The sequence below is a fragment of the Salinimonas sediminis genome, from assembly GCF_003429285.1.
Classification (GTDB): domain Bacteria; phylum Pseudomonadota; class Gammaproteobacteria; order Enterobacterales; family Alteromonadaceae; genus Alteromonas; species Alteromonas indica.
In genome coordinates this window covers 1,622,839-1,635,001 of the sequence record NZ_CP031769.1, presented here as the reverse complement: position 1 = coordinate 1,635,001, position 12,163 = coordinate 1,622,839, and the positions used below count along the sequence as shown (strand labels likewise).

Annotated in this window: 12 protein-coding genes; 5 read left to right on the top strand and 7 right to left on the bottom strand. The window is 48.8% G+C overall.

The annotated features are described in order from the left end of the window. Positions 1-16: 16 nt before the first annotated feature. The 5 genes from pheS to thrS all read right to left on the bottom strand — a co-directional run bounded on the left by pheS (position 17) and on the right by thrS (position 4,593). A complete protein-coding gene (gene pheS / locus D0Y50_RS07390; protein ID WP_108566245.1) occupies positions 17-997 on the bottom strand; it encodes a phenylalanine--tRNA ligase subunit alpha in 981 nt (326 codons plus the stop codon). Between the two features lie 367 nt (positions 998-1,364). Further along, on the bottom strand, positions 1,365-1,721 hold the full coding sequence (gene rplT, locus D0Y50_RS07385) for a 50S ribosomal protein L20 (RefSeq protein ID WP_108566246.1): 357 nt from the start codon (positions 1,719-1,721) through the stop codon (positions 1,365-1,367). Between the two features lie 18 nt (positions 1,722-1,739). Continuing rightward, on the bottom strand, positions 1,740-1,937 hold the full coding sequence (gene rpmI / locus D0Y50_RS07380) for a 50S ribosomal protein L35 (protein WP_108566247.1): 198 nt from the start codon (positions 1,935-1,937) through the stop codon (positions 1,740-1,742). 114 nt (positions 1,938-2,051) lie between these two features. Continuing rightward, positions 2,052-2,594, bottom strand: coding sequence for a translation initiation factor IF-3 (gene infC / locus D0Y50_RS07375; RefSeq protein ID WP_108566248.1), 543 nt, complete (start codon positions 2,592-2,594; stop codon positions 2,052-2,054). Positions 2,595-2,676: 82 nt separating this feature from the next. Further along, complete coding sequence (thrS, locus tag D0Y50_RS07370; protein WP_108566249.1) at positions 2,677-4,593, bottom strand: threonine--tRNA ligase; 1,917 nt, start codon at positions 4,591-4,593, stop codon at positions 2,677-2,679. 317 nt (positions 4,594-4,910) lie between these two features. Here thrS and D0Y50_RS07365 point away from each other — a divergent pair, with 317 nt between their 5' ends. From D0Y50_RS07365 to D0Y50_RS07355, 3 genes are read left to right on the top strand one after another with little or no spacing between them, the layout of a single operon-like run. Continuing rightward, complete coding sequence (locus tag D0Y50_RS07365; RefSeq protein ID WP_232366479.1) at positions 4,911-5,816, top strand: fructosamine kinase family protein; 906 nt, start codon at positions 4,911-4,913, stop codon at positions 5,814-5,816. A gap of 39 nt (positions 5,817-5,855) precedes the next feature. Then, the gene (locus tag D0Y50_RS07360) at positions 5,856-6,602 is read left to right on the top strand and encodes a pteridine reductase (protein ID WP_117316208.1); all 747 of its coding nucleotides are present in this window, start codon (positions 5,856-5,858) and stop codon (positions 6,600-6,602) included. Continuing rightward, positions 6,580-7,659, top strand: a complete 1,080-nt coding sequence (locus D0Y50_RS07355; protein WP_218023565.1) for a DUF3080 family protein — start codon at positions 6,580-6,582, stop codon at positions 7,657-7,659. Before D0Y50_RS07360 ends, D0Y50_RS07355 begins: the two co-directional genes overlap by 23 nt. Before the next feature lie 102 nt (positions 7,660-7,761). Here D0Y50_RS07355 and D0Y50_RS07350 read toward each other — a convergent pair whose 3' ends face one another. Together D0Y50_RS07350 and D0Y50_RS07345 are read right to left on the bottom strand one after the other, a co-directional pair. Further along, complete coding sequence (locus D0Y50_RS07350) at positions 7,762-8,928, bottom strand: mechanosensitive ion channel domain-containing protein (protein WP_117316204.1); 1,167 nt, start codon at positions 8,926-8,928, stop codon at positions 7,762-7,764. Between the two features lie 188 nt (positions 8,929-9,116). Next, positions 9,117-9,728 carry a CPBP family intramembrane glutamic endopeptidase gene (locus tag D0Y50_RS07345; protein ID WP_117318666.1) on the bottom strand — a complete coding sequence of 204 codons (612 nt, stop codon included), beginning with the start codon at positions 9,726-9,728 and terminating at the stop codon, positions 9,117-9,119. Positions 9,729-10,496: 768 nt separating this feature from the next. Between D0Y50_RS07345 and D0Y50_RS07340 the strand changes: the two genes are divergently transcribed. Further along, complete coding sequence (locus D0Y50_RS07340) at positions 10,497-11,318, top strand: MurR/RpiR family transcriptional regulator (protein ID WP_117316202.1); 822 nt, start codon at positions 10,497-10,499, stop codon at positions 11,316-11,318. A 146-nt stretch (positions 11,319-11,464) separates the two neighbouring features. Next, positions 11,465-12,031 carry a DUF924 family protein gene (locus D0Y50_RS07335; protein WP_108566254.1) on the top strand — a complete coding sequence of 189 codons (567 nt, stop codon included), beginning with the start codon at positions 11,465-11,467 and terminating at the stop codon, positions 12,029-12,031. Positions 12,032-12,163 lie beyond the last annotated feature (132 nt).

Here is a 12,163-nt window from a genome sequence, read left to right as displayed (position 1 = left end):
CTTACTCTGCCTTGCCTTAATTGAACTGCTTTAGAAAACGTAGATCATTTTCAAAAAACGAACGAAGGTCGGTGACGCCGTAACGTAACATGGTCAGGCGTTCCACCCCCATGCCAAAGGCAAAGCCAGTGTATTCTTCAGGGTCTATATTAACTGCTTTAAGCACGTTCGGATGAACCATGCCACAGCCGAGTACTTCCAACCATTGACCATTTTTACCCATTACATCCACTTCGGCGGAGGGTTCGGTAAACGGGAAATAAGAGGGGCGGAAACGGATCTCTAATGACTCTTCAAAAAAGTGATGAAGAAAGTCGTGCAGAATACCTTTTAGTTCAGTAAAGCTGACATTCTTATCTACCATTAACCCTTCAACCTGATGAAACATGGGTGTATGGGTCTGATCGTAATCATTACGGTAAACGCGTCCCGGCGAAATAATCCGTAACGGCGGCTTTGCCGTCTCCATAGTGCGAATTTGTACACCCGAGGTTTGCGTGCGTAGCATCACATCAGGATTAAAATAGAAAGTATCATGGTCAGCGCGTGCAGGATGGTTAGCCGGAATATTCAGGGCATCAAAATTATGAAAACCATCTTCTACTTCCGGGCCGGTTTTTACCGCAAAACCTAATTCACCAAAAAATTGCTCAATGCGCGCAATAGTGCGGCTTACCGGATGCAGATTGCCAGGGTGTTCCACCCGCCCAGGTAGCGACACATCAATCGCTTCCTCAGCAAGCTTACGGTTCATTTCCGCACTACGTAATGCATCACCTTTGGCGGTAATGGCTTGCTGAATAACCTGTTTAGCCTGGTTAATTTTTTGTCCGGCCGCCGGGCGTTCCTCATTAGATAATTTACCCAGCCCCTTTAACAGGTCTGTCAGTTTACCTTTTTTACCCATGTACTCGACTCTAACGTGGTCGAGTGTTGCTGCATCTTGGGCAGCGTCAATCTGGCCTTGTGCCTGACTGATAATCGCTTCAAGCTCCATGATTTCCTCAATTTGGCATATGACTGGATAGCTCTTTTTTACTAAAAGAGTTTGCCTGAATATAAAAGGCTATAGTCTACACGACAGTTAAAAGCCGCCGCTACCCTAACGGGCTGATAATTCCGACAATTATGCGAATAAATTGATTTAATCCGCTAATTTCCTCACTTTGAACCTATTCTGCCAGCAGGTCAAAAGTTTCCAGGTAATTTAGTGGATTTTTTATTCACGACTTCATTAAGGGTAAAACTGCAGGGTTAACAGAAAACGGCTAATAAAGAGAAAATATAGTTACGCAGAAACGAAAAACGGCGAGCATCCTGCTCGCCGTTTTCCGAAAGAACTTAAACTTAATTTAGTTAAAAAATTAAGCTAACGCGCCTTTAGCCGCTTCGACTAATGCGCTGAATGCTACCTTGTCATGTACTGCGATGTCGGCAAGGATCTTACGATCAATTTCAACAGACGCTTTTTTCAAACCGTTAATGAAACGGCTGTATGACAGGCCATTTTGACGTGACGCCGCGTTAATACGTGCAATCCACAATTGACGGAATTGACGCTTACGCTGACGACGGTCACGGTAGGCATATTGACCAGCTTTAGTTACTGCCTGTACTGCTACGCGATAAACGCGTGAACGAGCACCGTAATAACCTTTAGCCTGTTTTAGAACTTTTTTGTGACGTGCACGTGCGACAGTGCCGCGTTTTACTCTAGCCATTATTTAGTCTCCTGGGTTTTAAACGTAAGGCAACATGCGCTGAACCAATTTGGTATCCGCATCATGAACCAGTTTTTTGCCACGCAAATGGCGTTTACGCTTAGAACTCTTCTTGGTCAAAATATGACGCAAGTGAGACTGCTTGCTTTTAAAGCGACCAGAACCGGTTTTCTTAAACCGTTTGGCTGCACCACTGTTAGATTTGATTTTAGGCATTGCTAAAACTCCGCATTGTTAATATCGGTCCGTATGATGTGCAGTCATCACAAACCGGTTACGTTATACAGCAAGGTGTTTCGAAGGGGCAGAGTCTTCGAAAACTTTAGACCATTACTGCTTCTTGTTTGGGGCAAGCACCATGATCATCTGACGCCCTTCCACCCGACGGGGGAAAGATTCGCAGATTGCAATCTCTTCCAAATCCGTTTTAATGCGGTTTAGAAGTTCAATGCCGATCTCTTGGTGAGCCATTTCACGTCCGCGAAAGCGAATTGTGACTTTGGCTTTGTCCCCACTTTCCAGAAAGCGACGCAGGTTGCGCAGTTTTACCTGGTAATCGCCTTCATCAGTGCCAGGGCGGAATTTAACCTCCTTGACCTGAATTTGCTTCTGTTTTTTCTTCTGCTCTTTTTGAGCTTTACTTTTTTCAAAGAGGAACTTGCCATAGTCCATAACTTTACAGACTGGCGGCTCGGCATTTGGACTAATCTCAACTAGATCCAGACTCGCTTCTTCAGCGGTTTGGGTTGCTTCAGCTAATGTCACAACGCCTATCTGTTCACCATCTTTGCCGATAAGTCTTACTTCTCTGGCTTTGATTTCATCGTTAATGCGGGCTTTTGCGCCCTGAGCCTGTTTGTTAGCGCCTTTAATGTGCTATTCCTCCAAAAATTAAAATCTTATGCCTGCCCCCTTATATGGGGATAAAGCAGGCACCTTCAAGACCCGTAACAATCTATTTGATTGTTTTTTCTGCGACTTCCTTCTGTGCTAATTCAATGAAAGCATCCAGACTCATCGTCCCCAGATCTTCACCACGTCTTGAACGCACAGCCACCTGACCGGACTCAACTTCTTTGTCGCCGACCACCAGCATATAAGGAACACGCTTTAGGGTGTGCTCGCGGATTTTAAAGCCAATCTTCTCATTTCTCAAGTCTGACTTTGCTCTAAATCCAAATTGTTGCAATTTTTCTACTGTTTGACCCACATATTCGGCCTGATTGTCAGTAATATTCATTACTGAAATCTGCTGTGGAGCCAACCATAACGGGAAGTAACCCGCGAATTCTTCTGTCAGTATACCAATAAAGCGTTCCAGCGACCCTAAAATCGCTCGGTGAATCATTACTGGTACCTTACGTTCGCCATCTTCGGCAACATAAGTAGAGCCTAACCTACCTGGCATCGAAAAATCCAGCTGTACCGTACCACATTGCCATGCGCGGTCTAAACAGTCATGCAGGGTAAATTCAATTTTAGGACCATAAAATGCCCCTTCTCCTGGCTGATATTCAAATTCAATATCATTGGCTTTGAGTGCTTCAGCCAGCGCCGCTTCAGACTTGTCCCAGATAGCATCTGAACCCACTCGCTTTTCAGGTCTCGTGGACAGTTTAACTGCTACTTTATCAAATCCAAACGCCGCATAAGTTTCATATACCATCTTAATGCAGCCGCTTACCTCAGACAGGATTTGCTCTTCTGTACAAAAGATATGAGCATCATCCTGAGTAAATCCACGTACTCGCATCAGACCATGCAATGCACCCGAAGGTTCATTGCGATGACAACAACCAAATTCGGCCATGCGTAAGGGTAGATCACGATATGACTTCAAACCTTGGTTGAAAATCTGCACGTGGCCTGGGCAATTCATTGGCTTAATAGCATATTCACGCTTTTCTGATTCAGTAGTGAACATGTTTTCAGCGTATTTGTCCCAGTGCCCTGATTTTTCCCACAGCACCCGATCCATCATTAATGGACCTTTGACTTCATCGTAATGATAGTCACGTAACTTACGGCGAATGAAGCTTTCCAGTTCAGTATAGATTGACCAACCATCGTTATGCCAAAATACCATACCAGGCGCTTCTTCCTGCCAATGGAACAGGTCTAGGGTTTTACCAATTTTGCGATGGTCTCGCTTTTCCGCTTCTTCTAAACGCGTCAGGTACGATTTAAGCTGTTTTTTATCTGCCCAGGCGGTGCCATATATCCGTTGCAGCATTTTATTATCGCTATTGCCACGCCAGTAAGCGCCCGCGACTTTCATTAATTTGAAATGCTGACAGAATTTCATATTCGGCACGTGCGGGCCGCGACACATGTCGATATATTCTTCGTGATGATACAAACCCGGCCGAGAATCCTGTGGAATGTTCTCATCCAGAATTTGCACTTTGTAGGCTTCACCGCGGTTGTCAAAGGTATCGCGGGCTTCTTGCCAGCTCACCTTATGCTTAACCACCTCATAGTTGGTTTTTGCCAGTTCCAGCATCCGCTTTTCAAGCTTTTGCAGATCTTCCTGGGTCAACGAATGCGCCATATCAACATCGTAATAAAAGCCATTGTCGATAACCGGTCCGATGGCCATTTTCGCATCGGGCCACAGTTGCTTGATAGCATGTCCAATAAGGTGGGCGCAGCTGTGACGAATAATCTCCAGCCCGTCTTCATCTTTCGCTGTAATAATTTGTAGCGCGGCATCCTGTTCAATCAGGTCGACAGCGTCTACCAATTCGCCGTTTATTTTTCCAGCAATGGTGGCTTTGGCCAGCCCAGGGCCGATATCCGCGGCAACATCCATTACTGAGACAGCGTTATCAAACGCGCGTTGGCTTCCGTCAGGAAGAGTAATTACAGGCATGTTAATTCCTTCACAGTGGTGACACCTACTCTGTGCCACTTGCTTAATATGAGTTTAAGGTAAGTATTCAATCGATAGCGCGGTGCATTGTCATCACCTGCCGCCCCGTAAAACGGTTGGAATTATAACGGCTTGCCGGGCGCATGCAATGCCTGTCGTGAAATGAACCTAAGCCCACCCGGGGAAAATCCCATCAATGGCCATTAAGCGGCCAGCACGGCTATCTAGTAAAAATGAATCAGTTTGACGTGTTTACCCGTAAAAAGAAGCATAACCGGGCGCAGCTAACTATACTTAATAATCCGATAAGGTAAGCAATGCAAACCGATTCGCAGAATCAGACTATGTGGCATTTTATCAGCGAACATATCAGCCAGGCTACCGCCACCTGTTTTTTGTGCCAGCATACTCAACAGGTTACTGGCGGCGATTCGCATCTGACTTATGTGGTGCGGGATAACCATGCCCGTTATTTTGTTAAACTACGCCGCCATCGCGGCCCCCTTCAGCTCCATCATGAAGCCCTGGGACTTGAGGCACTAAGTGAGGGCCACACGGTGGCCACGCCACGGGTAATTTGCCACGGAGTAACGCAGGAGGGGAATAGCAGCCGCGAATACCTGGTGTTATCCTACCTGCGCTTCATCGCACCTGAGTCTGCCCACTGGGCCCTACTGGGTAAGCAGCTTGCCGCCCTGCACCAACTGCCGCAAGAACCACATTTTGGCTGGCCCGAAGACAACTATATTGGCCTAACCCCACAATGTAATGACCGCTACGCTACCTGGTCGGTGTTTTTTTCCGAATGCCGGCTTGGTGCAATGTTGGAAAAATTGGCTCGCCAGGGCATCCGGTGGGTTAACCCAGATGTATTCGTTACCCAGGTAGAGCACTTCTTACATTCTCACCAACCCGCCTACAGTCTGGTGCACGGCGATTTGTGGTCCGGGAATATCGGCGTTACACCCAAAGGGCCGGTGTTATATGATCCCGCGGTACATATTGCCGATCGGGAAACCGACCTTGCCATGAGTGAACTGTTTGGCCGCTTGCCACCTGCATTCTATCAAGCCTATGCTCAACATGCGCCACTACCGCACGACTATGAAGCTCGCAAACCGCTGTATCAGTTATATCATCTACTCAATCATGCATTACTGTTCAAAGGGCACTATCTGGAACAAGCAAAATCTGCAATCATTGCCTGCCAGAAACGATGCTAACTTACTGACGGTTTACCGTTTATTAAGAGGTGCTCTACTATGCCCCACTCCCCTGTGGCACTGGTAACCGGTGCGGCCCGGCGTATTGGCGCCGGGCTCGTTAGCGCTTTGCACGAGCGTGGTTACCACGTCATTATTCATTACAATCACTCTGATGAGGAGGCCCGGGCTTTAGCTCACCGGCTAAACGCGTCCCGCGCTAACTCGGCCAGGCTGCTGCAGGCTGACTTAAGCCACCTAACACAACTTACTAGCCTGGCAGCGCAGATTGAATCGTTTTTCGGCCGGTTAGACCTACTGATAAACAATGCATCAGCATTCTACCCAACGGTATTGGGTAAGGTTACCGCCCAAGACTGGCAGACCATAATGGGCAGCAACGTCCAAGGGGCGTTATTTCTGGCGCAAGCATTAATGCCTTTGTTACGTCAACAGCGCGGCTGTATTATAAATATGGTGGATATTCATATCGCCCGCCCGCTGCCACATTACAGTGTGTATTGCGCCGCTAAAGCGGCTTTGGCGTCTATTACCCGTTCACTGGCGGTAGAAATGGCCCCCGAGGTAACCGTTAATGGCATAGCGCCAGGTGCTATTCTATGGCCTGAACAGGCGTTATCGGCGGAGCAAAAAGCCGATACTTTATCCAGTATTCCTTTACAGCGCTTAGGCACGGTAGCGGATATTGCCCATGCTATGTTGTTTTTAGTTGAAGCCAACTACCTGACCGGCCAGATAATCGCCGTTGATGGAGGACGAAGTGTTGCCTCACAAGCTTTGGTATAACCGCGGCTCCGGCCTGCAAGAGGTGTTCAGCCGGCGTCGGCACGTGACCGCCGCGCTGCTGATCGGCCTGCTGGGCGCTATAGTAAGTGGCTGCCAGTGGCCGTCAGGTGTAAAAGACGATATGCAGGAATATCGCGCGCGGTTAGCCAGGGTGCTGGACGTGGCGTTTCCGGCGCCGGCCTCTGCTGTGTCGTTAACGCTGCCCGCTAATGCCTTGTTAACCCGCCCAGTTGAGCGTATGAATGTGAATCTTCGCGACTTTTATCAGTTGCAGCAGTGCGAACTGGGTACCCTGGTCGCGCAGCGCAATACGGCGTTAGGCAAAACCGCCCACCCTTCCCAACGGTTTATTTATGAAACCCGGTTATTACGCCAGTTGGCAGCGTGTAGCAAAGTCATCGATAAAAGCAATCCAACGCTTTCTCACCAGCTTGAGCAATGGCTAGCCGCCAAGCAGCGACAACGCCCCGTATTATGGGCAAACCTGATACAAACCAGTCCTGAACTGCGTGCCGGGTTATCCCGTGGCGCCAGCTATATTGAGCCGACCACCAACGATAGCGCCAGTGCAACCCTTGCCGCACTGGGATTTTTACAAGGCATTAAACAAACGCCGCAACGCGCCCTCACTTCGCTGGAACAACAGCTTAAAGCAATCGATAGTAACCGTCTGCCAGCCCGGGTATGGCGTACCCAGTACGAAATTGCGCGCCAGCTTAACGCGTTGAACAGTACGTTAGCTAAGCACTTGCCCGCCCTTGCCTGCCCAAATGAAAAGGCCTCTGAACAGGTCACTATTTTGCACAATGTATTTTCGTTGTTTTTTATTAATAAAATCCAACCGGTAGGCAGCAAGCTGAACCAGTACCATTACCACATGCTGCCAGTGTGGCAGCAATGGCAGCATGACCCGGATTTACATCCGGCATTTAAAGCTTTTTTGCAACAGCACGCGCAGATCGGTTTCGCTAACTACCAACGTGCAATTAAAGATCATGTCACGCTGTGGCAAACCTTGTTCGCGCGCTGTAATTTATCGCCGGCGCCCCCGCCGTAGAGTCCTCACTGGCATACTCCAGTTTACTGACACAGCGCTATTTTTATCCGGTATCGCGGCACGGTATCCGCTATCCGTTGCTGGCGCCGCAGATGCAGCCCCTTACAAAATATTATTACCATCTTCCGGATCCCGGGCCTGCGCAGCCTGGCGTCTTATTTCGCCCGTTTCACTGCTAACATCATCGGTTTTTCGTTTCGCAGCAGAGCCCTGGCGCGAACCTGGCGCGGTATTAGAATCGGGCAGCGCAGCAGACGTGGCGGGTGCCGGCACAGATTGGTGGGGTGTTGGCGGCGCATCGGCGTTATCCGGCCGAGCAGTGTTTTTTACTGCGTGCTGGCTCTCCTGTGGCTGCGTGTGGTCTGCCTCAGCGTTAGCGTCTTCCTTACGTATTCCGGGGATCCCTTGGGGGAATATCACCTCACGGGCATCATCTGGCATACTGATACCCGCCTCATCAAACGCGCTAACTAGCTCACGCATCAGCACAGAGGCCATCTTCAGCACACTGGTCTTTTCCACATCTATCCAAAAATAAACCTTAAGGTTTAGCGTGGCTGATCCCAGATTATCTACCAGTACCTGTGGTTCGGGGTTATCCAGAATATCCTGGTGAGCCCGGATCACCGAGGTAGCAAGTTGCTGGGCTTGTTTAACATCGCAATCGTAGCCCACGCCAATTACAAAATGCCCCCGCATATTAGGGTTAGCCGTCAAATTTTTGATGACCCCTTTATAAATAGTCGCGTTGGGAATTTGTATATGGTTACCGTCGAAATCGACCAGGGTAGTTGCCCGCGCAGTGACTTTCTGCACCACCCCAAGGTAGTTGTCTACCTCTACAACATCGCCGATTCTAAAGGGTCTCTGTACAGTAAGCAGCAGGCTAGAGATAAAGTTTTCAGCGATATCACGAAATGCGAAACCGAGAATCAGACCTAACAGCCCGGTACCGCTGATAATCGCCACCGCAAATTCGGTTAAACCTGCTAATTTAAGGAATAAATAAGCCCCCAGCAGGATAATCAGAGCTGACAGTACCCGGCGAGATACGGAGCGAATTAATGGGCTTTGGGTAATATAATTAAAAGGCTTTAAAATAAACGAGGCCAATGGCCCGGAGATAAAAAACAATATCAGCAGTATTGCCAGGCCTATGCCGATACTGGGTAAGCGGGCGATAATATCGCCATAAAGCTGTACTAATGCCTGCCCCGATCCTTCAGTGCCGCCTACCGCCGCGGTTGTTTGCCCTGCCTCTGCCCACATATATTTTGCTCGTTATCAGTTATACACAAATGCTATTTTGATAACTATGCATACGCCTGAGTATCAGCTTTTGGGTTAGTTGTGGGCCCTGCTGAGCGCTAAATAATTGCGCCCAGTTGCGTAAAAACGGCATCGGGAGGTGTAGAAGGCCCCTTATAGCAAGAGTGGCCACGGGATAGCTGGCGCCGCTATTGACCGGGCGCCACCACCAAATAGGTTCCCAGTCCTACGGTAAATATAAAACTGCCCCAGATAGCATGTTCAATCACCACCATCGGGGTAGAACGGGTCTGCATGTAGCGATACCCGAACAGCGCGCCACCGAACCAGGATACAACTACCGCAATCCAGTTACCGTAAACCAGGTGCGCCAAACCAAAGGCGAACGTACTTACCGCCCATCGCACGTGTTTGGACGGCATAATACGTTTATAGCGGTGAAAGAAGAAGGTACGAAAAATAATTTCCTGAGGAATGACCGATACAATCGGGTAGATTAACAATGTAGTCACCCATAAGGCGGGCTGCTCGATAGGCCACTGCATAAAAATATCGGGTTTAATCAGATAGACCAGTGCCATTGTCAGGCACGCCCAGGGAATAAACACTTTTAACGTGGCCCCCAGATGCGTTTTAAAATCTGCGAAATGCCAGAGTCTGAAACGCTTAAATTGTTTGTCTGCTAACAACACGGCCAGACAGGCAATGCCGATAACCCCAAGCAGTGGCATAAGCCATCCACCTAACTGCTGAACCCATAAGGCCACTACTATTGGGATACCGAGAAACAGGGCAATCATTTCAACCCACAGTCTTGCTGCCACTTTAACCTCTTTTATGAAAAAACCATGACACTTTTATTAAAGTGTAATACCAGATAGGAAAAACACGTTGCCTGCTATCAGGCTAAGGTATCGTTACCGCTACCTTTTGTTCTTTAGGGGCGTTTCACCCACGACAGCAAACCTGCTATGCCGTGGGCACCTGGGTTTAGCCAGTCGAAATATTCAACACCAGGCGTTGCCACTATTAACAATAAGCACACAGCATACCTATTGGCACATTCCCCGTACCGATATGTCGCTTTAGCTCAATAAACCGCCATATCAAGGGCCAAATAGGTCAGGCCTGAAGGTGAAAAAACAAACAACAGCAAACAGTTAAAAATAAACGTACGGGTTTATTTAATTCGTTGGTGAGTGGTGCTTGCAGGCTACCTGGCCTGTAACAATGGGCTTAGTTAGCGCTTCTGAGGTCACTGCTTCATATTCTGCCGTGCAAAATTTGCAGACCTTTTGTAGCCCCGCACCAGCGTGAACAAACGATGCAGGGGGATAGCACGGCCCGCAGTCACCGGGCCGTGGGCGCATGAGGTCATGCTGGCGTGTGGCGTTGGCCCGGGTCTGGCTCATCAGCTAGGCCGGCTTTGACGGCGGTGCGAGCGACGCAGTAACAAAGCCAGTCCGAGCCTTATTGCATGTCTCACCTGTAAGACTGTTTATTGGCATTCACGCCAGTTTGCTTTACTTTAGAGCCTTTGCTTACTGTCAGTGGCCAGGTACCTTATTTTGTCAGCACCGCAAGACATTCTTGCCCTTATCGAAAAACGCTATGGCGACCTGTCGCCCTCAGCGCGCGCGATTGCGAATTATATTCAGCAACATCCCATCGCGATAATCAGCTTGTCGCTGGCGGAGTTGGCCAGCGCCACGCATACCTCGAAGGCAACGGTCAGCCGTTTCTTTCGCCAGTTGGGGTTTACCTCTCACGCCCAGGCGAAAGAGACGCTATTGGCGCTGCGCCAGGCGGGTGTGCCAATGGATACTCGCCAACCTGATAGCGATCACCTTCAGCAAGATAATAAGAATCTGAGTCAGACCTTTGCCGCTCTGGACGAAGATGCCCTTGTACGCATCACGCAACAATTGGCCACCGCCAGCCGAATTACGTTAATTGGTTTTCGTAACGCCTACCCTGCCGCCTTGCACTTTCGTCAGCAGCTTAAGCAAATACGTAGCACCGTAAGGTTATTGCCTCAGCCCGGCCAAACGCTGGCAGAGGATTTATGTGATATCGCCGACGATGAAGTTATCGTGTTATTAGGTTTTCGTCGCCGCAGTCGCCTATTCGGCCGTATAGTTAAAGCGCTTGAACATCGCAATACTGTGCTTATTACAGACCCTACAGGCCAGCATTACCGCTCACAGGTGGCAGAATTATTGGTGTGTCATCTTGACCAGGATGCGCCCTTTGACAGTTATGCTGCGCCAATGAGCCTTATTGCAATGCTGTGTAATCGGGTTTATCGACAGCTGGGTGACACCGCCCGTCAACGCACTTCTATAATCAGTGAAATGTACGATGAATTGCAGGAACTTGAACGCAAATAAGTTATCTATAGCGATAGACCATTAAACAAAAAACGTCAATGCTACCAGTTTAAGTTGATTATTTTTTATACTCATTCACAATAAGTAAAACTAAAACAAAGCATTGCCATGTATAAATTTTATACATTGCCATTAGGTGGGTGCATATGGATGCCAAAACATTAGTCACTGTGGAAGAAGCCGCCAGCGTACTGGCATTCTGGTTTGAAGAGCTCGAGCCTGCACAGTGGTTTGCCAAAGATGATAGCCTGGATACGCTCATACGGGCGCGGTTTTCATCCGTGCACCAGGCCGCGGCAAATTGTGAACTGTGGCCCTGGCGGGCAAACCCTTATGGCAGGTTAGCGGAAATTATTGTGTTGGATCAGTTTTCCCGTAATATCTTTCGCGATACGCCAGCCGCCTTTGAGTGCGATCGACTGGCGCTGGCGCTGGCCCAGGAAGCGATAAGCGTGGGCGCTGATCGCAGTATGACTCCACAAGAGTGTGCTTTTTTATACATGCCGTTCATGCACAGTGAATCGTTGGAAGTACACGACACTGCGATGGAGCTTTTCGATATGCAGGGGCTGGAACAGCAGTTTCATTTTGAACGTAAGCATCGGGCAATATTACTGGAGTTCGGTCGTTATCCTCATCGCAATGCTATTTTAGGACGAGCGTCTACGCCCGCCGAAAATGCCTTTCTGCTGGAACCTGATTCGCACTTCTGAACAGCTTGTTTTCTGTTTATCTGCGCAGCCATCACCTTGTTTAGGCGTTTGTCACCTTTTACTGCGCCAGCGGTGGCGCGTGATTTTCCTAACCGCCTCTTGCCCTCCCGTTAACGTCTTTTATCGTCCATG

Excerpts from the sequence above, each read along its gene's own strand:
- D0Y50_RS07350 (WP_117316204.1), bottom strand. The coding sequence starts at position 8,928 with ATGTGGGCAGAGGCAGGGCAAACAACCGCGGCGGTAGGCGGCACTGAA.
- D0Y50_RS07360 (WP_117316208.1), top strand. The coding sequence starts at position 5,856 with ATGCCCCACTCCCCTGTGGCACTGGTAACCGGTGCGGCCCGGCGTATT.
- thrS (WP_108566249.1), bottom strand. The coding sequence starts at position 4,593 with ATGCCTGTAATTACTCTTCCTGACGGAAGCCAACGCGCGTTTGATAAC.
- D0Y50_RS07365 (WP_232366479.1), top strand. The coding sequence starts at position 4,911 with ATGCAAACCGATTCGCAGAATCAGACTATGTGGCATTTTATCAGCGAA.
- D0Y50_RS07335 (WP_108566254.1), top strand. The coding sequence starts at position 11,465 with ATGGATGCCAAAACATTAGTCACTGTGGAAGAAGCCGCCAGCGTACTG.
- rpmI (WP_108566247.1), bottom strand. The coding sequence starts at position 1,937 with ATGCCTAAAATCAAATCTAACAGTGGTGCAGCCAAACGGTTTAAGAAA.
- rplT (WP_108566246.1), bottom strand. The coding sequence starts at position 1,721 with ATGGCTAGAGTAAAACGCGGCACTGTCGCACGTGCACGTCACAAAAAA.
- D0Y50_RS07345 (WP_117318666.1), bottom strand. The coding sequence starts at position 9,728 with ATGATTGCCCTGTTTCTCGGTATCCCAATAGTAGTGGCCTTATGGGTT.
- pheS (WP_108566245.1), bottom strand. The coding sequence starts at position 997 with ATGGAGCTTGAAGCGATTATCAGTCAGGCACAAGGCCAGATTGACGCT.